This is a genomic window from Sphingobacterium sp. JUb20, assembly GCF_004342035.1.
GTDB classification, from domain to species: domain Bacteria; phylum Bacteroidota; class Bacteroidia; order Sphingobacteriales; family Sphingobacteriaceae; genus Sphingobacterium; species Sphingobacterium anhuiense.
In genome coordinates, this window is sequence record NZ_SLYV01000001.1 from 174944 (window position 1) to 200513 (window position 25570).

At 34.8% G+C, this 25570-nt stretch carries 25 protein-coding genes; 9 read left to right on the top strand and 16 right to left on the bottom strand.

Annotation, left to right across the window (positions count from 1 at the left end; translation table 11 throughout):
• Positions 1–96 precede the first annotated feature (96 nt).
• Positions 97–624, bottom strand: coding sequence for a hypothetical protein (locus EDF66_RS00735; RefSeq protein WP_132839817.1), 528 nt, complete (start codon positions 622–624; stop codon positions 97–99).
• Positions 625–745: 121 nt separating this feature from the next.
• Complete coding sequence (locus EDF66_RS00740; protein ID WP_132839819.1) at positions 746–1198, bottom strand: hypothetical protein; 453 nt, start codon at positions 1196–1198, stop codon at positions 746–748.
• Positions 1199–1617: 419 nt separating this feature from the next.
• Between EDF66_RS00740 and EDF66_RS00745 the strand changes: the two genes are divergently transcribed.
• Positions 1618–2115 carry a hypothetical protein gene (locus tag EDF66_RS00745; protein ID WP_132839821.1) on the top strand — a complete coding sequence of 166 codons (498 nt, stop codon included), beginning with the start codon at positions 1618–1620 and terminating at the stop codon, positions 2113–2115.
• Positions 2116–2347: 232 nt separating this feature from the next.
• Here EDF66_RS00745 and mgtA read toward each other — a convergent pair whose 3' ends face one another.
• The 7 genes from mgtA to EDF66_RS00780 form a co-directional block, all read right to left on the bottom strand.
• Positions 2348–5059: a magnesium-translocating P-type ATPase gene (mgtA, locus tag EDF66_RS00750; protein WP_132839823.1), complete on the bottom strand. Its 2712-nt coding sequence runs from the start codon at positions 5057–5059 to the stop codon at positions 2348–2350.
• Between the two features lie 131 nt (positions 5060–5190).
• Positions 5191–5892, bottom strand: a complete 702-nt coding sequence (locus EDF66_RS00755; RefSeq protein WP_132839825.1) for an MgtC/SapB family protein — start codon at positions 5890–5892, stop codon at positions 5191–5193.
• 740 nt (positions 5893–6632) lie between these two features.
• Positions 6633–7028 carry a hypothetical protein gene (locus EDF66_RS00760; RefSeq protein ID WP_132839827.1) on the bottom strand — a complete coding sequence of 132 codons (396 nt, stop codon included), beginning with the start codon at positions 7026–7028 and terminating at the stop codon, positions 6633–6635.
• Positions 7029–7270: 242 nt separating this feature from the next.
• Positions 7271–7699, bottom strand: coding sequence for a putative quinol monooxygenase (locus EDF66_RS00765; RefSeq protein ID WP_132839828.1), 429 nt, complete (start codon positions 7697–7699; stop codon positions 7271–7273).
• Positions 7696–8115 carry a cupin domain-containing protein gene (locus EDF66_RS00770; protein ID WP_132839830.1) on the bottom strand — a complete coding sequence of 140 codons (420 nt, stop codon included), beginning with the start codon at positions 8113–8115 and terminating at the stop codon, positions 7696–7698. Before EDF66_RS00770 ends, EDF66_RS00765 begins: the two co-directional genes overlap by 4 nt.
• A gap of 321 nt (positions 8116–8436) precedes the next feature.
• Positions 8437–8883, bottom strand: a complete 447-nt coding sequence (locus EDF66_RS00775; protein WP_132839832.1) for a GNAT family N-acetyltransferase — start codon at positions 8881–8883, stop codon at positions 8437–8439.
• A gap of 58 nt (positions 8884–8941) precedes the next feature.
• Entirely contained in the window at positions 8942–9379 is a 438-nt protein-coding gene (locus EDF66_RS00780; protein ID WP_132839833.1) for a GNAT family N-acetyltransferase, read from the bottom strand.
• A 184-nt stretch (positions 9380–9563) separates the two neighbouring features.
• On the opposite strand from EDF66_RS00780, the gene EDF66_RS00785 reads away from it, so the two are divergent.
• Complete coding sequence (locus EDF66_RS00785; RefSeq protein WP_207898370.1) at positions 9564–9926, top strand: DUF6597 domain-containing transcriptional factor; 363 nt, start codon at positions 9564–9566, stop codon at positions 9924–9926.
• Here the strand turns inward: EDF66_RS00785 and EDF66_RS00790 are convergent.
• Entirely contained in the window at positions 9884–10309 is a 426-nt protein-coding gene (locus EDF66_RS00790; RefSeq protein WP_132839835.1) for a hypothetical protein, read from the bottom strand. The two genes, EDF66_RS00785 and EDF66_RS00790, sit on opposite strands and share 43 nt — an antisense overlap.
• A gap of 151 nt (positions 10310–10460) precedes the next feature.
• The gene (locus EDF66_RS00795; RefSeq protein ID WP_132839837.1) at positions 10461–11354 is read right to left on the bottom strand and encodes a hypothetical protein; all 894 of its coding nucleotides are present in this window, start codon (positions 11352–11354) and stop codon (positions 10461–10463) included.
• Positions 11355–11863: 509 nt separating this feature from the next.
• Here EDF66_RS00795 and EDF66_RS00800 point away from each other — a divergent pair.
• The 3 genes from EDF66_RS00800 to EDF66_RS00810 all read left to right on the top strand — a co-directional run bounded on the left by EDF66_RS00800 (position 11864) and on the right by EDF66_RS00810 (position 14805).
• The gene (locus EDF66_RS00800) at positions 11864–12487 is read left to right on the top strand and encodes a zinc-ribbon domain-containing protein (protein WP_132839839.1); all 624 of its coding nucleotides are present in this window, start codon (positions 11864–11866) and stop codon (positions 12485–12487) included.
• A gap of 95 nt (positions 12488–12582) precedes the next feature.
• Positions 12583–13356, top strand: a complete 774-nt coding sequence (locus EDF66_RS00805; RefSeq protein ID WP_132839840.1) for a hypothetical protein — start codon at positions 12583–12585, stop codon at positions 13354–13356.
• Between the two features lie 390 nt (positions 13357–13746).
• Complete coding sequence (locus tag EDF66_RS00810) at positions 13747–14805, top strand: class I fructose-bisphosphate aldolase (RefSeq protein WP_021188532.1); 1059 nt, start codon at positions 13747–13749, stop codon at positions 14803–14805.
• An 85-nt stretch (positions 14806–14890) separates the two neighbouring features.
• Here EDF66_RS00810 and EDF66_RS00815 read toward each other — a convergent pair whose 3' ends face one another.
• Complete coding sequence (locus EDF66_RS00815) at positions 14891–15520, bottom strand: NAD(P)-dependent oxidoreductase (protein WP_132839842.1); 630 nt, start codon at positions 15518–15520, stop codon at positions 14891–14893.
• Between the two features lie 293 nt (positions 15521–15813).
• Here EDF66_RS00815 and EDF66_RS00820 point away from each other — a divergent pair, with 293 nt between their 5' ends.
• The gene (locus EDF66_RS00820; RefSeq protein ID WP_132839844.1) at positions 15814–17391 is read left to right on the top strand and encodes a Na+/H+ antiporter; all 1578 of its coding nucleotides are present in this window, start codon (positions 15814–15816) and stop codon (positions 17389–17391) included.
• 114 nt (positions 17392–17505) lie between these two features.
• Here the strand turns inward: EDF66_RS00820 and EDF66_RS00825 are convergent, their stop codons facing one another.
• Positions 17506–18096, bottom strand: coding sequence for a hypothetical protein (locus EDF66_RS00825; protein ID WP_132839845.1), 591 nt, complete (start codon positions 18094–18096; stop codon positions 17506–17508).
• A 290-nt stretch (positions 18097–18386) separates the two neighbouring features.
• Between EDF66_RS00825 and EDF66_RS00830 the strand changes: the two genes are divergently transcribed.
• Complete coding sequence (locus tag EDF66_RS00830) at positions 18387–19124, top strand: DUF6896 domain-containing protein (protein WP_207898372.1); 738 nt, start codon at positions 18387–18389, stop codon at positions 19122–19124.
• A 157-nt stretch (positions 19125–19281) separates the two neighbouring features.
• Here EDF66_RS00830 and EDF66_RS00835 read toward each other — a convergent pair whose 3' ends face one another.
• Both EDF66_RS00835 and EDF66_RS00840 read right to left on the bottom strand, forming a co-directional pair.
• Positions 19282–19971, bottom strand: a complete 690-nt coding sequence (locus tag EDF66_RS00835; protein ID WP_132839847.1) for a hypothetical protein — start codon at positions 19969–19971, stop codon at positions 19282–19284.
• 22 nt (positions 19972–19993) lie between these two features.
• Entirely contained in the window at positions 19994–20785 is a 792-nt protein-coding gene (locus EDF66_RS00840; RefSeq protein ID WP_132839849.1) for a ZIP family metal transporter, read from the bottom strand.
• 154 nt (positions 20786–20939) lie between these two features.
• Here EDF66_RS00840 and folE point away from each other — a divergent pair, with 154 nt between their 5' ends.
• A complete protein-coding gene (gene folE / locus EDF66_RS00845; RefSeq protein WP_021188537.1) occupies positions 20940–21614 on the top strand; it encodes a GTP cyclohydrolase I FolE in 675 nt (224 codons plus the stop codon).
• A gap of 170 nt (positions 21615–21784) precedes the next feature.
• The gene (locus tag EDF66_RS00850) at positions 21785–22063 is read left to right on the top strand and encodes a hypothetical protein (RefSeq protein WP_132839851.1); all 279 of its coding nucleotides are present in this window, start codon (positions 21785–21787) and stop codon (positions 22061–22063) included.
• 1125 nt (positions 22064–23188) lie between these two features.
• On the opposite strand, the gene EDF66_RS00860 is transcribed toward EDF66_RS00850, so the two are convergent.
• Positions 23189–25552 carry a TonB-dependent receptor gene (locus EDF66_RS00860; RefSeq protein ID WP_132839852.1) on the bottom strand — a complete coding sequence of 788 codons (2364 nt, stop codon included), beginning with the start codon at positions 25550–25552 and terminating at the stop codon, positions 23189–23191.
• Positions 25553–25570: the final 18 nt, after the last annotated feature.

Here is a 25570-nt window from a genome sequence, read left to right on the forward strand (position 1 = left end):
TGATTCACCCCGTTTTTTGCAATCTTTTCTTTCTTAATGTCAGTTTAGATAACTGATATTACTTCTTAATCTGTCATGGTATCGCAACTTGAAGCTCTATTTCTGAACTTCCGTTTCTGCGGAACCAAAAAAGGAATATAAGAGAAGGGAAGCCGCTCTTTTTGCTTTAGTGTCTACAGGAACAATTTTTAGACTCAATTCCATATTTTTTAAAACACCATCCGGTCCCCAAGTGATATCTTTACCAGAGCCATTAGAGATTGTTCCATCTTCTTTGATGACGAGTAAAACTTTTCCGTCATTGGACAGTAACTCATTACCTTTTAAATGGACCAATAGTTTTCCTGTGTCAGACTTCAATTCTCCTGCTGCCGTAATAGTACCGATAAATTCTTTACCCACATAGCACTTTCCTTCCTTATCCATACTTAATACAGCTTCAGCAGAACCGCCATCGCTATCCAGAATCTGAAATGCCTCTAAAATAATGACCGGTTTATTTTCTTGTTTTGGTTCGACTTGAACAGTAACGACTGAATCTGCAGAGGTATACTTAGCAACGTTATTTTGACCTGCCCAAGATAATAAGAAGAGAAACGTTCCGTTTAACAATAGTGTTCCCATGACGAATAGTTTAAAATTAATAAGTAAGTATTCCTTAGTTTATTGTAGTGTTCACGTCGTGAACTTTATATTCATTTGGCCTGATCCCATTTTACTCTATCTATCCAGGTGTACAATTTTTTCAATCTAATTCCACTTTTAAGATTGATTTGATCTTTTGCTTCTCAAAAGTAAGCTCATAAAAGAACTTCTTCTCCTCATTCAGGCTTTGAAAAAAATCTTCGGAAGATTGCATCGATTCCGTATAATATTTAAAATCATCAGACAGTTCCTGGCTTTGTTCTATTGTGGAGATACAATCCAACTCATAGATAAATTTTTCACGTTCATTCTTACCATCGGCATCACTAATAGATGCAATTGCTGTATGGATAGTCGCGCAATTAAACAGTAATACCTTCCTATTTTTCTCATTTTTCAACCGAATGTTCGTGGCAAATAAAACACGGTCTATTCCGACCGTCTTTTCACAGTCGCAATTGTGGTCCTTTGCATTATGAGTAGCCTCTATTTTAGCACTATGACTACAAGAGAAAACCACATATACTGTAATCAAAAGCATTACTTGTTTCATGCTATCCTTTTAAATAATTATTAAGATATATCAACTGAAGATTCTGATTGTGCATGCTTAATGCATTAAATGTAAAATACTACTTTCTATTATTTAAGTCATGATGTAAAAACAAACTTCTTAATTAAACTTAGTCGAATATTTGTGTATTTACAAAAGACGATCTTATAATAAATAGTTTATTTGCTTTTTACTGATCAAATCATCGCCAAAGCTATGCCAAATAATCAAGAAATTGTAGGTATTGTCAATTCTATCAATCACAGGAGGTTAAAAAACGGTGAAATGTGAGAAGTCCTATCAACTGCATTCAAGAGATTGATCCATCCCTATCGTTATCATAAATCAACGAATATATTTATTTGAAAAATTACCGCAAGCGGGATAATTCAGTATCTTTATCTATTATAATCTTGAATATGAAATTAATTACACCAATTTTAATCCTAGTTGCAACTTTTTGCTTAATAGCAAGCTGTAAAAAAAACCGTAATTGTGATAATATCTTAAACCAAGCACCTCCTCGACGTATTGGCCTTACCTTCACAGATAAGGAAAGTGGTTCCAACCTCATCTTGACAGATGCTTTTGGCGAAAAGAATATAAGTGTCAGTGTTGGAGAAACTGGCATACCATTCTATGACTGGCGTATCATTAAAGGTTCAGAAAATTCACCAATGAATGGATTTATGGAGATTATATTCTTCAACGATACCCCTGGAGACCATAGTTTTAAGATCCAGATTCAAGGAAAAGAAACGATCATCCTCTCGTACACCATTTTAAAGGAAAAAAGTGAAGAATCCTGTCGCCTTTTTTCTTATCCTATAACAGGACTTAAAATTTTAAATTATGGTTGGGATATATATAAGCAGAATGGAAGTATAGTACCACTTGTTTTAGTTGTAAAAATGTGATCATTTTAAAAAGATCTTCTATTTATTTTTTACGATAATGCTAAAGCGAAACAATTGAAGTGGAAATGAGGAATAATATCGCTTCTTTAAAACGCTAAGACGTATGTATACAACGTCTTAGCGACTAACATTTCAAATGATCCCTGAGTCCGATAAAGCCCTATAGATAGGAAGCAATACAACATTGATAAACAAATTCTTAAACGGATTAAGCCATTTGACTATTGCGTTATCATAGCCATTGATTGAATTTTTTGATATACCATGTTTTAACAAACTGTGTCAGTGTGCAGTAAGAAGCTAGTATGGCTATAAGCCAAGGAAAATAACTCAGTGGCAATTGTTGCATATATAATGCACCTGCAAAAGGTGAAAACGGAATTAATACTCCGATAACCATAATCAGTGAAGTTAACGCCACTACAGGCGCAGTAGCCCAACTTTGGATAAATGGAATTTTTCGCGTGCGAATCATGTGAACAATCAATGTCTGTGAAAGTAGTCCTTCAATAAACCAGCCGCTCTGAAATAAACTTTGGTGTTCTGGACTATTCGCTTTAAAAACAAAGAACATAACTGCAAATAGCGCATAATCGAAGATGGAGCTAATTGGGCCAATATAAAGCATAAATCTTTTAATGCCTGAAGCATCCCATTTTTTAGGTTTCTCAATGAAATCTTCATCCATTCTATCCCATGGAATAGATACCTGTGATACATCATATAGTAAATTTTGCACTAATATTTGCACCGGTAGCATCGGTAGAAATGGCAGAAAAGCACTGGCGCCCAACATGCTGAACATATTTCCGAAATTGCTACTCGCAGTCATTTTGATATATTTGATGATGTTTCCAAAAGTTCTTCTCCCATAAATTACTCCTTTTCTCAAAACCATCAGGTCTTTTTCGAGCAAAATTATATCAGCACTTTCTTTAGCAATATCCACCGCTGTATCGACACTGATTCCTACATCGGCATCTCTAAGTGCTGCTGCGTCATTAATACCATCACCCATAAAACCAACTGTATGACCTTTTTCTTTAAGTATTTTAACAACCCGAGATTTTTGAACCGGGCTTAATTTTGCCAGAATAGAAACCTCTCCAATCTGTTCCTTTAATTCCATATCAGTCATTTTTTCAACTTCAGCCCCCAAAAGTACCTGATCAAAAGGAATACCTACATCTTGGCATATCTTCTTGGTGACAATCTCGTTATCACCTGTCAATACTTTAATATTCACACCTAACTTCTGTAAAGCTTCAATTGCTGCTTTAGCGGAAGGTTTAGCAGGATCAAGAAAACCGATAAATCCAGTGAGCGTCATATTTTGTTCATCTTCTAAAGAATAATTCAGTGCTCTGTCATCAAATTCACGTATAGCAACCAGTAAAACCCGTAGCCCTGCTTCATTTAGTTTATTTGAAGTTCTTAAAATCATCTTCCGCATCGCTTCATCCATAGGCATTACCTGATCTGATTGAATATGTAGCTGTTTATCATCTCCCGGATCAAAGGCGTGACTGCACAAATTAAGCATTTCTTCTACCGCTCCTTTACAGATGAGCAGATGTTTACCATTTCGTTGTTTTAACACAACAGACATTCTACGTCTTTGGAAATCAAAAGGAATTTCATCGACTTTTAAAAAATGCTCTTCCACTTTCAGGTAATCATGTAATTCCACATGTTCGAGAACAGCAACATCGAGCAGGTTTTTAAGGCCTGTTTGATGAAAACTATTCAGATAAGCCCATTTGAGTACCTCTTCATCTTCCTGTCCGAAAATATTCAAGTGTCTTTCCAAAACGATTTTGTCCATAGTCAGCGTACCCGTTTTATCTGTACACAGCACATCCATCGCTCCTATATTCTGGATGGCATTGAGCCTTTTGATAATCACTTTGTGCTTACTCATATTCACTGCCCCTTTTGCAAGATTTGCAGTTACGATCATGGGTAGCATTTCTGGGGTCAGACCTACGGCAACGGCAATTGCAAAAAGCAGTGCATCCCACCAGTTTCCTTTAACGAATCCATTGATCATGAAGATCAAGGGCACCATGACGACCATAAAACTGATCAAAAGGTAGCTCACTTTATTAACCCCGATATCAAAATTTGTTTCGGCACGTTTACCCACAATAACTTTACTGAGTGTGCCAAAATAAGTTTGATTTCCTGTATTGACGACAACTGCTGTCGCGTAACCACTTACCACATTGGTTCCCATAAAGCAGATGTTATCCAGCTCTACCAGTGGTTTCTCTTCAGCGTCCCGAACAGCCAAACTTCTCTTTTCTACGGGCAGAGACTCTCCTGTCAACATAGATTGACTTACAAAGAGATCTTTAGATTTTACGATACGGCAGTCTGCTGGAATCATATCTCCCGCAGAAAGCAAAATGACATCGCCAGGCACTAATTTCTTAATATCAAGCTCTTCCTTTTCAGTCATATTCCTTACAACTGTCGCGGTAGTTTTTACCATGCTTTTAAGTTGCTCAGCGGCCCGATTACTCCTGTATTCTTGAAAGAACCTGAGTAGAGAGCTTACCATCACCATAATACCGACCATTACAACCGTTTTATAATCGGTCTCCCCGGGACTGGCCAACCATACATCCAATATAAAGGAGATCGTGGCAATAATAAGAAGTATGCCAATAAAGGGGTTGATAAATGCCTGAAATAGTTGCTTTATCCATGTAGGCGCTTGTTCATGGTGCAACTCATTAAAGCCAAATCTACTTAACCTCTCTTTGGCTTGTATAGAAGATAAACCGCCGATATGGCTTTCCAGCATGGCGAAATAAAAATCCTGATCCGATCTTGAAACATTTTGCAGCTTGGTCGCAGCAGCCTCATCACTACCTTTTGACATAATTTTTCTTCTGTCAGTAATCGTTTTATCTTTTAAGCGCTCTTTTACGTTAATCATGATATTAAATAGATATTGTTAGTTATACAATTGGAAATGAAGCGATATCACCCCAATCATTATCAGATATTTTAAATAATTATTAGTTTTTGGATATTGGTCCTTGGGTTATTAATCTATCTACGATGGGGCTAAAGATCATTCTCCATACCAGCTTTATTCCAGCTAACTTCAGAAACTTCATGTTCAATCGTTAATCGTCCCGCAATCCGCTCCATAATCGCATCTTCATTGCTATTTGCCAGTATTTCAGCCATTATTATTGCTCTGCTTGCGTCTCCATCATCAGTACTTTTTAGCGATCTTAACAACAGTTTTTCATCACTTCCAGTGAACTGAAGTAATAATACTCTCAAATGATTCTCCACATCTTGTCTGCATTTTATAATTAAGAGATACGCGACTGGATTATCAGCACTATTTACAGGTATACGGCTTAACTTTGTACCTAAAGGACGCATCAGCACGTGCGTAATGATCAGAAAGACGGTAAAGATGGTGGCTTCAGAAAGAAAACCCAATCCGCAGGATGCTCCTATGGAAGCTGAGCACCACAGGGTAGCTGCTGTATTTAGTCCCCTTACGTTCACACCGTCTTTCATTATTACTCCTGCACCAAGAAATCCGATGCCACTTACGACGTAAGATATTACTCTACCGGAAGCATCTCCGCCAACTTTCACCCCAAGTGAAACGAACATGCAGGCGCCAAGACATACCAACATATTGGTTCTTAGTCCGGCCATCCGCTGTCTCCATTGACGTTCAGTGCCGATCGCTGCACCAAGTGCAAATGCGATAGATAATCTTAAAATAAATTCAAATAGTGTCATTGGCCCTCCTATTTTTAGTGTGCGTGAGGCTATACCTGACCGTATATAACAGTGAGGATGATAATCTTAAAAAGAGATGCCTGAAAGGGTAATTTTGCTTGTCACAGATGCGATCCACTATAGCGACCACCATCATTGGTCTTATAACTGAAGCGATTGAGTAGTCATACACGACAAGATCGTGTGTATATTTTTTAAATAGTTTTGAAAAATGAAACATAACGTTGTTTTTGGCCTGCAATCGGCATAAAACAAGGTTATGATGATTCGCGGGCAATTAAATAATTATCTCTTGTGTCTTTGAATGGGGGCCTGAGTCCATATTGTTTTTGTTTAAATGTGTTGCAAATATAAAATGCATACCGCTAACACGCCATTAGAGGATCAACAGAAATTTATTAGAAATTTATTAGAATTTGGAGAGAAGATAAATGTGAAATTTCACTGATCAGCGTAGGACCACTATGCACCACATAGATTATCGAGTCACGATTTAGAACAACGATTTTTGAGCAGGAGATAAAAATTCCGTCTAGGATTAAAATCTTTTATAGTCATGCCTATGATAGGGAGTCATCGCATTAGGAATATCTATTGCAATAATACCTATTACTCATGAAGTGAAAACAAGATGGTGAATAGCTTAGATTTAGATTTGACAAGCTTTTTTAAGTTCCCAAAAATAGAAATTACTCATCCATATTGTAAATTTTTGCAAATGGGCTAAATGCACAAAGGTATCACTTCCGGGAAAATACCTGTTTATCCCAGATTGATATTTTCTGTATACCGATAGACTTGGTCCGGTATATCAGTTTATTGTTTTCTATCGTAATTTCACTGTAAGGTGCATGGTGATCCTTATCCTCGGGCATGACCAATGTGTCTTTCTTGATATATGCCTTATAGACATCGCCATGCTCTCGGCTTTGGTATTTACGGGTCCAATCGATGATCGTCGCAAATCGGTCATTATCAAAAGTTATCTGCAGGCATCTGGTCGTTTTTCTGTCAATCCATGTTCCACCATATTGTTTTTGGAGCTGTGTTATCGTGACAGATTTTTGGCTATAGCCGTTTGATGGGTATAAAAACCAAATGATTAGAAAAAGAAAGATCTTTTTAATGGCTAGCATAACGTTAAATATAAGAATTTCCGTTTAAACCTTTTCAAAATAGGATGACAGAACTGACGGCAGCGCCGACATCGATCTAAAAGTATTATGCTCACCGCTGTCATGTTCCGATTATAGTGCTTTACACTAATCACGCAGCACTAAGTTCATTAAATATTAAGCTGTCAATTCAAATCTTCAGCTATCTTAAAGTTTGATCATAAAAACACAAAGTTGATGATCATTCCACAGTTTGCTGCTCTCTATTTTTTGAATATATCAGACATTGTTTCCTTGTCTAATACAGCCATGTCAAGTAGTTTCAACGATTTTACCATGGTAAGCGTAGTCGTTTTATACTTTTGAAAATGTGGAGTTTTCAGATGTTGCTGGTAGGCCTCATCGTTGGCGTAAATTTCCAAAATACGGATCTGTGATCGATCAACTTTAATGTACATCGGAAAAATGGCTATTACACCTGGTTCTAATTTTACAGAGGCAGCTGCTTCTTCCTTTAAAATAGCACAGTATGCATCAAAATCTTTCGGATACACTTCAATTTCCGAAATTCGCACCAATTGTTTATTGCTATTAATCGTAGTATCCTGAACTGAGCTTTGTGCAAATATGATTTGACTACTTATTAGCATCACAAGGATTGTCAAAAATGGTAATTTGAATATATTTTTCATCTTTGTATTTGTTTGTTGGCAATAGCATATTCTTCCTCTGAAACGGCCTGTAACCAGGTCACATTTTCTTCATCTTTATAATTGGTGATCGCAATGTGGACCATGCCACTTACTGCAGATGCGCCATGCCAATGCTCCACAGCTTCAAGAATATTGATGATATCCCCTTTTTTAATCAACTGGGCGACTTGACCTTTTTCTTGATAAATGCCTGTACCATCGGTGATAATCAATACCTGACCTCTTGGATGTGTATGCCAGTTTGTCCTTGCTCCTGATTCAAAAGTAACATTGCCGAGGGCAAAATCATTATTTTCATCTTTTTCTTGCAACAGATTTAGAAATGCATTTCCTGTAAAATATCCATTGGTTATTTGATTTCCCTTTTCAAATATTTCATTTATTATATGTTCCATATCCTTCTATTTATTGGTGTTACATGAAAATTGCATTCGGTAGTCATGACTACAGGTATAACCTTCTCTAAGAGTAATTGTTTTTAACTCAGGTCTTTGACAATCTATTTATTTACATCCAGTACAAAAATCCTCATTTAATAGAAAATATATGGTATATAAATCACGGAATCTCTTACCAATTTTACTGATTTATCATTACACTGATCGGTGTTATATAAATTTAAACTAGCTCTTTGACGCCTAAAATAGATAAACTATCAATTTAATTAAACGAAATCAATAAATTTAAAATCAATATATTAATCATGTGTCACATTGTTAATCAGAATTTAAGGTTTTCCAAGCTTCAAATGTCATTTCGAATTTGATCTCACCTTTTCCATGCATACCCACCTCCTTCCAACCCGCAGTTTTGTAAAATATTGAAGCTCTTGTACCGGGTGCAGTTCCCAGCCAAACAGTTTGCTTTGTTTTATCGAAATACCAATTCAGCATAACATCGTGCAGTTGTTTTCCAATGCCCTGTTTTTCATAGTCTGGATGTACAAACAATGCCCAAATATTATAGTCAACTAGATCAACAATTGAAAAGCCAACGATCCTCTGGTCAATTTCACATATCCAGCCTCTCCCTCTTCTTATTAAAAAATCTTCACAGTCCTCATCACTTACCAGATTAGGATCTGAAAGCATATTTTCCTTGACGGCATTTCTCACAACTTGTATCTGCGGGATATCTCCGACTCTTGCTACTCTAAATTTCATTTTAATTTTTAATGATTGGTTATTATTGCATTTCTCTAGGAATTGTGTTCAAGTTAGCTTATTTGTATATCGTAAATTTATTATGAGACAGGTTAAATCCAAGATTTTCATATATGGCAATATTCTCAATTCGCTTTTTGTTTGTGGTTACTTCAATACTTTTCAGGTTATTTTGATCAGCAATCTCCATAATTTCATGAATCAATTTTCGCCCTATACCTTTGTTTCTGAAATTCTGTGTTACGTAGAATTCTTGAATTTCGCCGACCAGTCCACTATGATGTAACAGATACTGCGTATGGAAAGTTATAAATCCCATTTTCCCATCTAAATTTTCAGCAATCAAATAATAATAATTTGGGTTTTTAATATTGTTATTGAATATCTCTTCAATAATTTCTTTATCTAAGATTTCATTTGCAAGTGCACACAAGCAATCGTAAACAAAGTTAAAATCTGTGCTTTTGATTCTTCTAATAAGTGTAGATAATTCCATAAATTTTTATTGCAAAAAGTATAATTCAATTTATTTGATTAAAAATGATAATTATAAACGGAAACTCCTAAATAAACTGGAACATAAGACTCTATAGAAGCTTTGAAAAGATGCTGGATCATAAGAAAAGGATCTCCGTATTTTTCAGCATTTTTTGTATTTTTAACTTTTAAAAGTAAAACAAATGCATTATCAAGAGTTCCTTCCAGAAACGTCTTTACAAGACTACATCCGATATTTTTGGGTATTGGAAGACGACACAGATAATTTTAGCATTAAGTCATTTAAGATCATCCCAGATGGCATACCTACATTGATCTTTCAAGAAAAGCCAAACCTATTTTTTGATATGAATGCTCAGGCAGCACCCCAGTTGTATATACAGGGGCAGTCAACTAAGTTTACAGAGCATCGGGTTATAGGTAATTTTAGGATTATTGGAGTTTATTTACAACCAACAGCTTTAAAGACTATTTTTAATGTAGATGCTTTCGAATTTAATGATCAAAAAGTTTTACTTTCACCGACCATTTTTTTGATTTTATAGTCGTCACCAAGACAGTTTGCCCAATCGTTAAAAATAGGTTGAAACTCTTTTTTTGAAGTAGTATCTTTTGAAAAATTTATGAATGCGTTTGCTTTTGCCAAACCATATACATCTATGCTTATACCTGTCAGATTCTTATTATACTTTCCATAAATAGTAATTGGGACAGTCTTCGTTTTGATTACACTTAAGACTATCGTGCTGTTATCTATTTCTTTCCAACTTCCGATTTGGTATCCATCATAATAAAAAAGAAGAAATTCATTATTGGGTAAAACAAAGAGTGAGGAAGATGGCATATCTACACCTCCATCGTGCAAATTAAAATATCCTGTAAATTGTGCACACGCATTTGTGACAAAATGAAGTATAATGAAGAGCATACAATAATTTTTCCAAGATGTCATTTGTTTCTGTATTAATGTTTTTTATCGAAATCAACCCTATTATCATATCGACTCCTGCTGATAGGACTTCTTCATGTAAATATTGAAACTCTCGCCGAAAATAACCATTCTGTTTTTAAGGAAATTTCTACTTATAATATATTTTTCTGATCAGCTTCTCTTTGATTTCAGGTTCGCAATTGTAATCAATATTTTCGAGCAGTTTTGGTTCTTCTGTTTTAACTAGACTTTTTTTGTTATCCACTTTTTTATTTGTTGCGACTTTCTTCTTTGCTGGACAATAGGTTTGTTTAATGCGTTCTATCCAATTGCCATTTTTATCATACTGATACAAATACTCATATTCGCCACCAATTTCAAAATATTCTCCTTTTTGCACATAATCCCATTCTTTACGTTTTTCGTATATAAGCAGATCTTTGTTATTATACTTATACTGATAATTTGATAAACGGTTTGCTTGATCATACGAGCTTATTTGTCTTTCATTTTTGGAAATTTCCAGAATGACTTTTTTACGGAGTAACGTGTTGTTCTCATTCAGTACTTCTTTAATTTTCTGACCTTTTTCATTATAGCTATAATAAAAATCGAGAAAATTACTTGAACATGAACGACTAACTTGTTTATGAGCCACTAGATTTAAACTGTCCGTATATTGATACTGAATAACGCAGGTGTCGTTTTTAAATTCGTCAATTTCAAGTGTTTTTTCTAATCGGTTCTTGCTGTCATAGAAATTTTGATTCGTGTGATATAATGCACCTATTTTATTGTAGTATTTTTCCGCTGTAATATTGTTATTGTCATCATAAAACTCAACAAAACTATTTCGTAAACTTTCTTTAATCTCTTTCTTATAATTTACTGGGATCGGCCCTCCCATCAAAGAAAGATTTCTTTCGGACATATAATCATTAGTAACAATGAAGTCTATTTTCGTATGTTCATGAGTTTGTCCCAAACACAAGGTCTGGAACAACAAAACAACTACAACCAGTAATACGTTTTTACTTTTCATAAGCCTAAATAAATCATTGATAACGATGTCTATATACAATAAGTATTGATGTAATTTACTGTAAAATTGCACTTTCCATTTTTTTCTTTCGCATCCATACTCTTACAGCGCATATATTTTGCCAAAGTATACAACCTGATCAGTACATACAAGTAGACTTTGGTTCGTAAAACGCAATTTTCGAAGTAGCTTCTATTTACTAAAATACTGTTATTAAGTTAGTTTAAGGGAATAAACTGACTTATTACACGAATTGTAAAACATGTTTCGCGAATTGTAAATCTACTATTTGGTTTTGATTATTACATGTATTTTTATTACTGCTAACAGCAACGATGCACTTTAGATAACTGCTTTAAAACTTATTACTAGTATAACTATGCCCAAATGCAGAAAATATCAACAATAATGCACTAGTGGACTATATAATAAAAACTAAAAGTCGTACGAAACTGTTAAAAGAACTAAAGAATAGAATCCTGAAAAATTAAACCTAATAAAATCAAGCTATGATCATATTTGGAACAAGAGCAAAGATCTTAAATTCAAAAGAAATGCTGTCTTACGACTGTGAGAACTGTAATAGCAAAGGGACTGTTACTTTTTTATTTTTAGCCCGCTATTTTCATATTTTTTGGATTCCTATTTTTCCAACTTCAAAAAAAGGAATGAGCCAATGCAGTCATTGCAAACAAGTTCTATATGCAAATGAAATGAGTCCAAAAATGAAGCAAGACTATTTCATGGCATCTGCCAAAGCAAAAAGACCGATTACACATTATTTTGGATTATTTGTTATAGGATTGTTATGCTGCATGATCATCTTTACTGTTTATCAAAATTCGGTTAATGAAACTGAATATTTGGCAAATCCAAAAGTTGATGATTTATACAAAATAGAAAAAAATGATACCTATACGCTGTATAAGGTTTATGAAGTAAAAGGCGATACTTTGATTTTTAAAACACATAGTATGTCAACGAAAAAGTATTCTGGACTTTCCGACTTGCTAAAGAAATATAAAAATGATTATGCAGACGCAACAATAAAATTTACTAAAGATCAAATAAAGTCAATGCAACATGATACAAATAGTGAATTTGGTAAGATTTATAGTATCAAGAGGGATTAAATAACGGCTAAATAAAATTATCGTTAACTCACGATCGATCTCTAAGCATAACTAAATGAAGCAATGACAGTATTTTAATGATTCCCAAAGTATAAATGAAAAATCTCACAACTCTTTTAGTTTTAATGATTCCTATTTGTCTTTATTCACAAGAAAAAGTAATACTATCTCACACCATTAAGATGTACAATGAAATTGAGATAAGTTTAGAACTTGAAAATAAGCCCAACGACAGATTTCACCTGATTAAAATAGATACGCTTACTGCGACCTATAATAAGGGACAAATATTGCACAATAATATATTTGAAAATTCTTTCAGACGAGCTAATGTTGTAGCAAGGTTCGAACTTGAGGAAAATAAAAAATATCATAAAATTGATATTAAAGGCACGATCATATACTTCAAGCCATCAGAAAATAAAAAATCGTATTTCAGTTTGGGTAAACTGAAAGGTTTAGAAAAAAACATCAATTTAATAGATAAAAGTGTATTAAAAGCAAATCCAACTGTTTATTTTTCAATTGTAGATTCTGCCAACATACAAAAAGCATTTCCAGATTTTAGGTATAAAACCAATAATGGGGAAGATTATAAAAGCATTGATTTCAAGTCTTATGACTTAATGTATGCGTATCGATCTACTAAAAATCAAGATTTAATAATAGCTGTTAATGAAGACTTAGACCACGGTTACAATAACCTCACTTTGACAGATAAGCATACAAATATGAAATATAAGCTGATTAAATTGAAAAAAAATATGTCAACAACCGAAAAAGAGGAAATAAAAATTGAACTGATGATCGAAAATGAAAATTCGATTGAGCGGATACCATTTGATTTCAAAAATGCGGATTTGAAATAGAAAACCGATCAGCCGATTTTAAATAGCTAGAAGTGCTTGGCTTGAGCTATACCTCTACTTTCTTTTAACCTGAGATCTCAAGCAACTATCTTATATATATTCATCATGTCATTTGTAATGTATTGGAAAGCATGATGATGTTCGATTTCCCCAATCGTCCTCCATACCCTTTGAATCAAAAACTTCTGCACTGAATTTTTTTATAAGAATTCTTATTCCGAATGCAATCCTGCACAAGATGTCTTTTTAATTAAGACTGTAAATTAACCTTCAAATAATATGTTAAAAACTAGGGACTATCGAAATCATTAGTTAACTTTAATTGTAATAACAGTTTAAATCACTGCATATTATCACAATGTACTTTATTTATAATAATATCATCACGTTATGAATTATAAAAATATTTTATTAGAATTAGGTGCCGAAGGCGAAAATCTACTAGGCTTTAATACACCAAAAATTTTGAAGGAACAACTTCACCTTCCCTCCCCAAAATTTATCGATGAGATTTTCCTGCAAAGCAACCGCAATCCTCAGGTACTTAGAAATCTTGCGGCACTCTACAAACATGGACATCTGGCTAATACCGGATATTTATCAATATTGCCAATTGATCAAGGGATAGAACATACTGCTGGTGCTTCCTTTTCTCCGAACCCTTTGTATTTTGATCCAGAAAATATCATCAAGCTTGCTATCGAAGGAGGTTGTAATGCTGTTGCAACAACTTTTGGGAATCTTGCTATAATGGCTAGAAAATATGCACATAAAATTCCATTTATCGTTAAAATAAATCATAATGAATTGCTTACTTATCCTACAAAGTATGATCAAATTATGTTTGGGAGTATAAAAGATGCTTGGAACTTAGGAGCAACTGCAATAGGTGCTACGATTTACTTTGGTTCAGAAAATTCAAACAGGCAAATTGTAGAAGTTGCCGAAGCCTTTGAAAGAGCTCATGAGTTAGGAATGCCCTGCATTTTATGGTGCTATACCCGTAATAATAGTTTTACTAAGGATAACGTTAATTATGAAGTTGCGGCAGATATTACAGGTCAAGCCAATCATTTAGGTGTAACCATACAGGCTGATATCATTAAGCAAAAACTTCCGGAAAATAACGGCGGATTCACTACCATTAATTTTGCCAAAAGCAATCCTAAAATGTACACGGATTTATCATCCATGCATCCTATTGACCTTTGCCGTTATCAAGTAGCAAATTGCTATATGGGCAGAATTGGTCTTATTAATTCAGGAGGTGAATCGAAAGGTGAACGCGATCTTCCTGAGGCTATTAGAACAGCGATTATAAACAAACGAGCCGGAGGCACAGGGCTAATATTGGGTAGAAAAGCTTTTCAACGTCCGCTCAAAGATGGCATAGAAATTCTTAGAGCGATACAAGATATTTACCTGGATGAAACCATTTCAATCGCATAATGTATATCAGATAGGAAACAGTGCTGTTATGATACATTACAGCTTTGTTTCCTATTTAATATATATACCTAAAATTATTCCAAGCTTAATAAGCAAGCGTAAAACGTTGTTTGATATGTGCGGGTCTTTCCAGCTCATCGAGCAAAGCTACTGCGAAATCGACTGTAGAAATCTTACTTTCTCCTTTATCATTAAATAACACTTGATCTTTCCCTAAGCGAAAAACACCTGTACGCGGGCCGGGCTCGATCACCATGGCTGGGCTCAAGACGGACCAATCCAGGTCGGTCACCTGCTTGATAACATCAAATGCGTCACGTGTAGCAGTAGCACCGCCCTTCCATTCAGCGGGAAATTCTGGGGTATCTAACAATTGTACTCCGGGTTTTACTTCGAGGCTTCCGGCACCGCTAACAGCTAATAATCGCGTAATACCTGCTTTTTTCGTAGCATTAATAATAGCTGTGATAGCCTTTACATAGGTCGATGAGTCATTTGCGCTGTAAGCACTGATAACAGCTTCGTTTCCTTTCAAAAGGCTGATCAACTCCTCTTCTTTTATAACATCTCCTTTTTTGACGTTAAGACGTGGTTCGGAAACCGTTACTTTTTCTGGATTTCGGACAATAGCGGTTATGTCATGACCTCTACTCAGTGCTTCATTTAAAATAGCTGATCCGATAAATCCGGATGCTCCGATGATGGCAACTTTCATAATGATATTTTTTTGTCGTGAAATAAGTAATACAGCTCGACCTTACTGTTTGTTTTAATTGTTTAAAAATACCATAGTTGGTAATGAAGGCCGGAACTGCTTAATCTGTACGGAATAAAAATTATAGTAACAACCTTTTTCACCACAAACTATTAGATGCTGGATAAATATGGAAATTGGTAAATCGCATCACACATTATTTCTATGATAACATTTACAACTCATTTAAATTGTAAATAGGTTGTAAATGTTGCTAAAAATTTAATATATATTTATGTAACTAAAATTTACACATGCTAGAAAATTTCGAATTTTATCTTTTTTTGGTGCTACTTATCACCATGCTGATCATGTTGGCGAAAAAGATTCAGGTCGCGTATCCTGTTTTGCTTGTATTAGCTGGTCTTTCCATAAGTTTTATTCCGGGAGTACCCCCAATAAAAATAGAACCAGAGTTAATATTTATCATTTTTTTACCGCCGTTGCTGTATGAAGCCGCTTGGTCAACCTCATGGAAAGAGCTATGGCGATGGCGCAGAATTATTTTCAGTTTCGCTTTCGTAGTCGTTTTTTTTACGGCATTATCGGTAGCGGTCTTCGCTAATTATTTCATCCCCGGATTTTCTTTAGCTTTAGGTTTTTTATTGGGCGGAATCGTTTCACCACCTGATGCAGTAAGTGCTGGAGCAATTTTAAAATTTGTAAAGGTGCCTAAAAGATTGGCGTCAATCCTCGAAGGCGAAAGTTTGCTGAATGATGCTTCTTCTTTAATCATTTTCAGGTTTGCGATGATTGCTGCCGCAACCGGGCAATTTGTATGGTACGAAGCGGCGGGAAGTTTTGTATGGATGTGCATTGGTGGCGTAGGCATCGGGCTTGCACTTGCGTACATCTTTCTGAAAATGCATAAAATACTTCCGACAGATTCTAATACTGATATTTTGCTCACTTTTATCGCCCCTTTCTCGATGTATTTGGCGGCGGAAGAACTGCATGCGTCGGGAGTTTTGGCGGTGGTAAGTGGCGGATTATTCCTATCTTATCGTAGTCATGATTTTTTGAGCAGTGCATCTAGAATACGTACTGTAACAGTTTGGGAAAGTTTTTGCTTTTTGTTAAATGGAATTGTTTTCATGCTCATTGGTTTAGATTTACCTGAAATTGTTTCTGGTTTGGGAGATACTGATATTTATACAGCAATCGGTTATGGAATAGCTGTTACTGTAGTGCTGGTTCTTGTTAGAATTTTCTCCGGTTATGCGGCGGTGATAACGACTTTAATTATGAGAAATTACATTACCGTTGCTGATGCCAAATCTCCTGGCTGGAAAACTCCTTTAATCATTGGCTGGACCGGAATGAGAGGTGTTGTTTCATTGGCCGCGGCACTTTCAATTCCCCTGACTTTAGCGGACGGAACTCCTTTCCCTCAAAGAAATCTCATACTTTTCATCACATTTGTCGTCATTCTTTTAACATTACTTGTCCAGGGACTTACACTTCCTTTCTTATTAAGGAAATTCCCTCAAATAGACCAAGATTTTACTCGAAGTGAAAAGGAAGTCGATTATGAAATTCAGAACAACCTCGCTCAAGTGGCAGTGGATAAAATTCGTAAAGATTATGCTCACAAAATAGACAGTTTTCCAACATTGAAAGATCAATTGCAAAAATATGAAAATCAATTGAGCAGTTCTGAAATCATCATTAATTTTGCTGAATATCGAAGTATTTATATTGACATAATCGAAACGCAAAGAACATGGCTTATCAATAAAAACCGCGAGGAGCTTCTGTTAGATGAAGAAATTATCAGAAAACATCTGCGATTACTCGATCTTCAAGAAGAAAGATTGAATATGAAAAGTTAGTTATTTGACCATAATTCCAGTGTCGAAACAACATGATTAATCATAACGTTTTTGATTCATAAGCTTAGCATGTGTTATCTTGCATATGCTAAGCTACTGATGTAAAGCTAAATATTAAAAAGATTTTACCGTGCGATAAGTCTTAAATGCTGTATAAATCCGTGTTTCTTTTAACTTCTTGTTTTTATAAATTTCAATCTTTTCTTTTTCGCCTGTTTTCTTATTGAAATAGGTTATTTTAGTAAGTTGCCCGTCCTTAGCAAATTGTTCTAATTTGAAATTTCTGCCGTCTTCCTGATAATGTACACTATTCAGACGTCCATTCTTTTTATAAAAATATCTTTTTGTGTTATAGAAATTCCCATCGTATGTTATTCCTTCATAAATATACTGTGCTGTATATTTTCCCTCCTGCACTAACTGTTGTTTATCGTTATAAATGAAATAATACATTTCATCTTTAGGATTACGCAATTCATAACGTAGCCCTAATCGAGCGTTTCGATCAGGATATCGCTGTATTAATTCTTCCGACCTAAAAACTGCTGTGTCATTTTGCGAAACCCAAAGTGTATCAATTTCCTGCAAACCGCTTCTGCGGTGTATTTTGTTGATGATTTTATTATCAGAGTCCGAATACTTGTGCCACCCGTTACATCCGGTAACCCCCATACCCATAACTAAAAGAAAGAATATCGTTTTCATAAATTGCCCGTTTAGATTTTCACCTGTTTTAATGCTTTAAAACTGTTCGTAGAAAAAGTTGTCTTAACTTTTCCATTCTAGTATGATCATTGATTCTGACACCAGCGTAAGCGATAAAGTTTCCTTGTACAATTCTAATCAAATTATAACAGTTTCTAAAAAAGGAATTTTACTGGATCTTCTTTAAACTGTCATTGCTGATGTAAAATTTTAAAATAGATACCCTCCTATCTTTCTTCCAGCTTAAGGTATTTCTGTCATAACTTTACTACTTTTATACTTAACAAATAATGTTAGATAAACTTATATTACATACCAATTTAAAATCGTTACCATTGAATAGATTAATCGATATAATTACGATAAATTCGCTTGCGGAAATTCCTGATCTTGAAACAATTCGTGCCATTCCCAGAGAAAGAAAACTAATGCTTATCTTCGGGGAAAGCGTTCAAAATGAAAGAGAAACCACAGGGCACGACCTAAAAAAAGAACTTCAAGGTTTTCAGGTTGGAATACACATTTCTGAACCTAAGATAAATATTGCGAAACTTATCGCTGATAAGGATATTGAAGACCATCAAGATTTCTTTGAGCAATGTGCAAAGGATTACAGGAAGTTGGGTGAAGAGTTGATACTCAAACTAGTGGGTAAACTCAAGGTGAAATTAAATCGAGATTTTCCATTGGATACTTTTGATGAATATAAATGGGATGAAAGGCAAATAGGAAAACTTGACGATTGGAGATACGACATTCATGGGATTCATTGTGGATTTGAAAACAGCAAAACAGGTCAAATTATAGAAGTTTCTCTTAACGTCCCGAATGAATTTGGTGGCTTAGACCCCTACTTCTTTTCACAATTTATTAGAACAACAGTAAAGTACAGACCACTGCCTATTGATATTTTTGAGAATTTCGCTGATGGTTCAAGAATAATCGACAAAATGCTTTTACTTGGAAAATTTGAAAAAATAAGTCTAAATATGGATAATTGCTATGCCATTGTCTTGACTGATCGCTAATATATTGCAGTCAATATAAAGATTTAAACAAACTTTTCTATTGACTACAAATTTCACAGCTTAAGACTTTAGCCATTACAAACTATCTTAGGGCATTGGTAAATATTACTAAATCAAGTAACCTCCTAAAAATGAGTATGAAAAATTATGAGCGTTGTTATTTTATAAAATCTCCTTTTGTTTCAAATAGTCTCCCCTCTTGATCTTCTACGATGAAGATAACATCATATTTCCCATTTTTAAAGTCTTTTAGGTCCAAATGCTCATGAAAGGTATGTTGTAGAGCGCCGATCATCGCTCCTGTATTATAAGTATAGGTTTTGGAAGATGAACCCCATTTAAGCTGAACCTTTACGCTTTTAATCTTTTTGGAGGCAGTAATTTCTGATTCTAGATGCAAATTATCTTTCTTTGCATTAAGACCGACATCAATTTTCGACGCAAATGGCATCGAACTATCTACCTTTAGATTGATCTCAGCTTCTTCCTCCGCAATTTCTCCTACTTCCGAAACTGCTTTGATACATAATTTATAAATTCCGACTGCTAAATACACTGGAATAGGTATAACCCCGCTTAAATGATATTGATTATGTTGTTTGACATCGGTAGTATAATCCTTCACATAGGACCAATCTGTCTTTTTTATTGGTTCAAATGTCACTGTCAGCAATTTAATTCCTTCAGGAAAGTAAATATTTGTTTTAAAATGGAGATCTTGGCCTATAAACGCATTAACCTCATTACCTGTTTTTCCGACTTTAATCGTACTTATGCCAGTTTGAGAATTATTGCATCCAGTTAGGAATATGAGGATCATCAAGAGAATCGATAATTTGTAATTCATTGTATTCATTCTTTAGTTTTTTTTAATGTTCGTGATGTGATTCGTGATTATGGTGATCATGTTCAGAATGGCTATGATCATGTCCGCCAATGATTAAACTGCTCAGTGATAATACTATTCCCAACAATACTGCAATCATCTTCTTTTTATTGAAAACATGGTGGTCTGCAGATCCGGACTCAAAAAGGATTGTAGTGGAAACATGAAGGAATATACCGATCACTACAGCCATAATTTTATCAAAATATTGTGCAAGATCACCCACAGCATGCTGACTGATAAACTGACTGGTCAAAAAACCTGCTGGAGTCATCATAGCAAATACGAAAATAGCAATCAGTAATGTTCTTTTTGAAACTTGAGAGGCCAGAAGTAAAGATCCCAATGCAAATGCTGCTGGAATATGATGGATCGCGATACCAAAAACAAGATGTTGACGCTGTGCACTAACCAAAGGCATACCTTCTAAAAAAGCATGGACACATAAGCTCAACATAATAGCTATTGGAAAAGAATTGATATTTTCCTTCTTCATATGTATATGTCCATGCTCCACTCCTTGGGAGAAATGTTCTAACAAAAGCTGGAACATGAACCCGCCAAGTATATACAGTCCAATGGTATCCATATGCTCCGACGCTTCTGCATACACGTGCGGAATAAGATGAAGTATCGTCAGTCCAAAAAGATAGGCACCACTGAAGGAAAGAATCAATTTTAAAAATGTTGAACGATCCCGTTTGACTGATAAAACGGAAATTCCACTTACAAATGGAGATAAAAAAAGTATAGAAACAATAAGTATAGCATTCATTTATTATAATAATTAAAAATGTCAATTGGATTATCAATGCTCAAATATAGATAAGATAATTCACAAAAGCAATTTAGTTGCATTTGAAGAATTTAGATTTATATTTGTTAAATATTTAATAGCACTTTGAATTAATATAACAACAGTATAAATCATGATGAATTCATTATCACAAACAGAAACAATCTCCAATACAGAGGATATCGGAGATCAACATGCCATGACTTCTATCGAAACGCCTTTACGACCGGATGCATTTCTCAGAACTGATGAAGAGAAAATGAATCGCATTTCCGAGCTTTTTCAACAAATATTGTGGGAACTTGGATTAAATCTACATGATGACAGTTTAAGTGGCACGCCCTACCGTTTCGCTAAAATGTACATAAAGGAATTGTTCTATGGTCTCAATCCTTTAAATAAGCCAAAGCTTTCTACATTCGTCAATAAATATGATTATAATAAAATATTGATTGAAAAGAATATCCGTGTAAATTCAACCTGTGAACACCATTTTCTGCCCATTGTAGGACTTGCGCACATCGGTTACCTTGCAAAGAATAAGGTAATCGGTCTCTCTAAAATTAATCGTGTGGTCGATTATTATGCACACAGACCTCAGGTGCAGGAAAGATTAACCTTGCAGATATATAATGAATTGAAATCTGCTTTACAGACCGATGATATCATTGTGGTGATCCATGCCGAGCATCTTTGTGTATCTGCCCGCGGTATTAAGGACAGTACAAGTAGTACAACTTCCATTGAATATGGTGGCATTTTCTCTTCAGAGACAAAGAGAAATGAGTTTTTAAACCTATTAAAATAGATCATAACATCTATTATGTTTAAATACTAAAGAGCTATATAGTTATTCTTACTGACCGCTAAAAAATAATGGTTTACCGATTTTCTTCCTTCATCCACCTATTTCCACTAAGCTTTGAAACGCAATAGCGCTACTTTTGAATCATAAACAAATACATAAACAGATTTATCATGAAAACTAAAACAATCTTCGACATCAATAGCAAAACAATCACAAATGGCTTTCAAAAAGCATTTGATTCGCTAAAAAATTCTAAATTAAAAGTTTCTTCTAGTACGGGAAAAGTGTACTTGAGCATTTCATTGCTCTTTTCAATAATTATCGGAATTATATTTCCGGTTGCACTTATCGTACTATTAGCATTTACGATATTTTCGAAACTTACAATTTCGATTGAACAAGAGGTTAAAGAAGCAATGGATAATAATAAAATAATTGAATTGAAATAATTTATAGGCTAACAGTTATGCTTGACTGCCTATAGTTCGCTCACGATATCAGGAAGCATATTTAATGTGACCTGTTCATTCAAAGAAAGGACAATGAAATATGCTTTTAAAGCGAAAAAAGCCATGTAATGTACATGGCTTTTTTTTCTTCATACGTAGTATGTTACTTATCCATTTATTTTCGAATAAATGACAGTAGCCAAAAATTGTCCGTTGTAGAACTCATTTTCCTTAAAATATCCTTCTTTAATAAAATTACATTTCTCTAATACTTTGGCAGGCCACATTTTCGGGATCAATTACTGCTTCAATTGAATGTAGTTTCATGTCGGTAAAACCATAGTTAACTATTGTAGTCTTAAACAATCAATGTGGTTGAGAACTGAATTTTATTTGATGAAAATAATAGTCTAGAATTGCCAACATCAGAAAATACATTCCTCCGTAAGCATAAAGATAATTGGTCGAATCCATATTAAAAAAGAAGGATACAAAAAAGAGCAAGCAAAAGCTGATCACCATCAGAACAATGCTTTTCTGCAATAAAACTTTGATAGATTGGCCAAATAAGTACTTGACTTTAATGGGCTCTACAAGGGTTGATAGGAACGGTAGTGCAAGTTCGTATCCACTTCTATGATGTAGGAACGAAACTGGGAAAATCAAAAAACCAAGTATAACCATCAATAAAATAACTGAAGTAATATGCTGATTTTTAACTATTTTTTTATCTAGAAAAAGACAGATTACGATTCCTAATACTGTGTAAAATAATAAAAATGGTGTCAATAATATTTCTTTCGTTTTAAGTATCGGAAACAGATTCTCGCTGTATAAAATCTGTTTAAAGTACAAAGCACTTATCATTAAATTAATGAAGATAGTAATCCAGATTTTATATTTGCTCATTCGTTATCGTTTTAAGACTTAAAAGTAATTAAAAAATCCCTATCTGAATGAACAGACAAGGATTTTAAAAACCAAACATAAACTAATATCAAGCAAGTATACTATTACAATTTATTTTCCTTTGCGACTAATTTTTTGGATAATCTTGAAACAATCGAATCCGATAGGCTATAGTAAAACATGTCCTGACGTTTATATAATCTATCCAAATGTTTATTATTGATCACGATATAACTGATAGTTTAGTCCCACAAAATATATTCTTCCTGGCTGAAAAGGCATTTTGGAATCAATAAAATTCAAAATATTCTCTACAGATGTTCTTAGAGCTAAACGCTTTACGGGGAATTTCTTTTCAATACCTGCATTTAAGAGATAATGCCCACGTACGAATGTATCAAAGCGATCCAAATAACCGTTATTGTTACGATCACTGAACGGATACTTACCTCTATAATTTAACCGCATATTAAAAGTCATCTGCACCGGTTGATAGGTATAGAATACACGAGCATTAAACATATGGTTGGATCGATTCTCCATTCCCCAGTAGTCTTTTGAAGATGGCGTATAATTCACAGTACCACCGACCGGATCAAATAAGGGATCAAAATACTTTCCTCCTTCACGTATTTCTCTGGCTATACTTCTATCTTTAGCGATCAAATACTGATAACCGCCGCTGATATGTAGATCATGCAAAGGACTATAGGTAAAAGAAAAATCAGCTCCTTTATAATATGCTTCTGGATTATTCTGGTAAGAGTATATTAATCCTCCTGTTACATCTGTACCGATTAAAACACGATTGATTTGATTTTTAATATCATGATAGAACACACTTGCTTCGGCGCGAAGCTTCTTACTGCTATGTTCCCAGATTAAGCTAAAATTATAAGACTTGCTCATTTCAGCATTCAGAGCAAGGCCTTTAATTTCATCATAGATAGGCTCCAGTTCATATTGGCTCACTCGACCTGATTCTCTTAAGGAATTAATGACATCGCGCATGGTATTTGTTCCTAAAACCATACTGTTAATTCCTGGATCATATGAAACCTGATATAATTTTTTCATATCCGGTGCTTTGAAGGCTGTTCCATAGGCCATCTTGGCTGTTAAAGTCGGTAATATTTTATATTGTAAAGCTGCACTTGGGTCTAAGCGCCAACCGTATTTGACAATATGGTCATAACGTAGACCAAATGTAAGTTCCAATTTAGGAAGTATTTTCCAATTGGCCTGTGAATATGCAAAATAGGATTTAATCTCATTGATGTTATCCAAAATATTCTGATCGATACTTTCTACAGTTCCACCCGCACCTGTAATGACATCCAAACGGTTAGGAATGGTATAGGCGATCTGTTGCTCCAAGCGATGTAAATTCTGTCCAAAATTGGTCTGATTTAGACTGTCCCCTTGTACTAAAGAAACAAACATATCGACATCAAAACGTGTATAATAGTAGCGAGTCATACTGCGCCAGCGTTCGCTAAAACGATGATCAAAATTGACCATAAGATTTAAATCTTTTTCATCCAGAACGTCCTTTGTCTGATAATCAGTTCCTGCAAAAGCCTTATCCATAAAACTTCTTCGTAAACCGTATCGCGCACTAACGGAGGCAGTGTTATGATCATTAAACTTATATCGAAAGCGTGCATGCCCTGCGTAATTATCATATGGAGGCATGGTACTGCCCTTGATCAACCCTTTGGAAGTATTGAATCCACCTGTGTGGTAATAATTTCCCCCGAGAGAGATTGCACCTTTTTTATTTAATATAGGGGCTTCTCCATCTAAAGAAACATCGAAGGTCTCGTTACTCCCATAGCTTCCGGAAAATAATGCCTGCGGATCAAGAATGACTTGTCTGGTAATAATATTGATTGTACCGCCTAAGGCATCGCCCCCGTAAATATTGGAGGCTGCACCTTTTGTAATTTCAACCCGTTCTATATTATTAACACTGATCCGCGATAGATCAAAGTTTCCGTTATTACGTCCAACAATTGGCTGTCCATCTATCAGGATCATAATGTATTCACTACCGAATCCCTGCATCTGAACTCCTACTGCTCTTGCTCCCGCACCAATATCATTGACGATCGCTATACCTGTCTGCTCCTTAACCACTTCATCCAATCGACGGCTACCCATTAATTCTATGGTCCGTCTATCAATTACGGTCACTGGCATGATGGAATTTTCAATTTTTACTAACGTTTCGGTATTGGCATTAATCCGACGACCCTGCACGGTTACTTGATCGATTTGCTGTTGATCATGTTCCAGTACAATCTGGTAATTTGCGGTGGCATTTTTAAGAGCTATTTTATAAGTTTTAAATCCTATTGCCGAGGCTTCGAGGCTTACACTACTATTCGGAATTTGGGAAGTATAATTGCCAAGGCTATCTGTCAAAGTTGTATTTCCACTAGGTTGGATACGAATGGTGGCCTTATGTATCCCTTTACCTTCACGATCTATCACTTGACCTTTAATTCTAAAAGTTTGGGCTTCAGTCGAAGTAATAATGGAAAACATGAAAGCTATAATCGTAATATATATTTTCATATTTTTTTAATTGCTGTT

Bases quoted from the DNA above. Each gene is read 5' to 3' on its own strand.
- EDF66_RS00830 (WP_207898372.1), top strand. From the start codon at position 18,387: ATGTTAGATAAACTTATATTACATACCAATTTAAAATCGTTACCATTG.
- EDF66_RS00810 (WP_021188532.1), top strand. From the start codon at position 13,747: ATGAATTATAAAAATATTTTATTAGAATTAGGTGCCGAAGGCGAAAAT.
- mgtA (WP_132839823.1), bottom strand. From the start codon at position 5,059: ATGATTAACGTAAAAGAGCGCTTAAAAGATAAAACGATTACTGACAGA.
- EDF66_RS00795 (WP_132839837.1), bottom strand. From the start codon at position 11,354: ATGAAAAGTAAAAACGTATTACTGGTTGTAGTTGTTTTGTTGTTCCAG.
- EDF66_RS00785 (WP_207898370.1), top strand. From the start codon at position 9,564: ATGCATTATCAAGAGTTCCTTCCAGAAACGTCTTTACAAGACTACATC.
- EDF66_RS00805 (WP_132839840.1), top strand. From the start codon at position 12,583: ATGAAAAATCTCACAACTCTTTTAGTTTTAATGATTCCTATTTGTCTT.
- EDF66_RS00815 (WP_132839842.1), bottom strand. From the start codon at position 15,520: ATGAAAGTTGCCATCATCGGAGCATCCGGATTTATCGGATCAGCTATT.
- EDF66_RS00775 (WP_132839832.1), bottom strand. From the start codon at position 8,883: ATGAAATTTAGAGTAGCAAGAGTCGGAGATATCCCGCAGATACAAGTT.
- EDF66_RS00745 (WP_132839821.1), top strand. From the start codon at position 1,618: ATGAAATTAATTACACCAATTTTAATCCTAGTTGCAACTTTTTGCTTA.
- EDF66_RS00850 (WP_132839851.1), top strand. From the start codon at position 21,785: ATGAAAACTAAAACAATCTTCGACATCAATAGCAAAACAATCACAAAT.
- EDF66_RS00825 (WP_132839845.1), bottom strand. From the start codon at position 18,096: ATGAAAACGATATTCTTTCTTTTAGTTATGGGTATGGGGGTTACCGGA.
- EDF66_RS00770 (WP_132839830.1), bottom strand. From the start codon at position 8,115: ATGGAACATATAATAAATGAAATATTTGAAAAGGGAAATCAAATAACC.
- EDF66_RS00790 (WP_132839835.1), bottom strand. From the start codon at position 10,309: ATGCTCTTCATTATACTTCATTTTGTCACAAATGCGTGTGCACAATTT.
- EDF66_RS00820 (WP_132839844.1), top strand. From the start codon at position 15,814: ATGCTAGAAAATTTCGAATTTTATCTTTTTTTGGTGCTACTTATCACC.
- folE (WP_021188537.1), top strand. From the start codon at position 20,940: ATGATGAATTCATTATCACAAACAGAAACAATCTCCAATACAGAGGAT.
- EDF66_RS00755 (WP_132839825.1), bottom strand. From the start codon at position 5,892: ATGACACTATTTGAATTTATTTTAAGATTATCTATCGCATTTGCACTT.
- EDF66_RS00835 (WP_132839847.1), bottom strand. From the start codon at position 19,971: ATGAATTACAAATTATCGATTCTCTTGATGATCCTCATATTCCTAACT.
- EDF66_RS00800 (WP_132839839.1), top strand. From the start codon at position 11,864: ATGATCATATTTGGAACAAGAGCAAAGATCTTAAATTCAAAAGAAATG.
- EDF66_RS00780 (WP_132839833.1), bottom strand. From the start codon at position 9,379: ATGGAATTATCTACACTTATTAGAAGAATCAAAAGCACAGATTTTAAC.
- EDF66_RS00740 (WP_132839819.1), bottom strand. From the start codon at position 1,198: ATGAAACAAGTAATGCTTTTGATTACAGTATATGTGGTTTTCTCTTGT.
- EDF66_RS00735 (WP_132839817.1), bottom strand. From the start codon at position 624: ATGGGAACACTATTGTTAAACGGAACGTTTCTCTTCTTATTATCTTGG.
- EDF66_RS00860 (WP_132839852.1), bottom strand. From the start codon at position 25,552: ATGAAAATATATATTACGATTATAGCTTTCATGTTTTCCATTATTACT.
- EDF66_RS00840 (WP_132839849.1), bottom strand. From the start codon at position 20,785: ATGAATGCTATACTTATTGTTTCTATACTTTTTTTATCTCCATTTGTA.
- EDF66_RS00760 (WP_132839827.1), bottom strand. From the start codon at position 7,028: ATGCTAGCCATTAAAAAGATCTTTCTTTTTCTAATCATTTGGTTTTTA.
- EDF66_RS00765 (WP_132839828.1), bottom strand. From the start codon at position 7,699: ATGAAAAATATATTCAAATTACCATTTTTGACAATCCTTGTGATGCTA.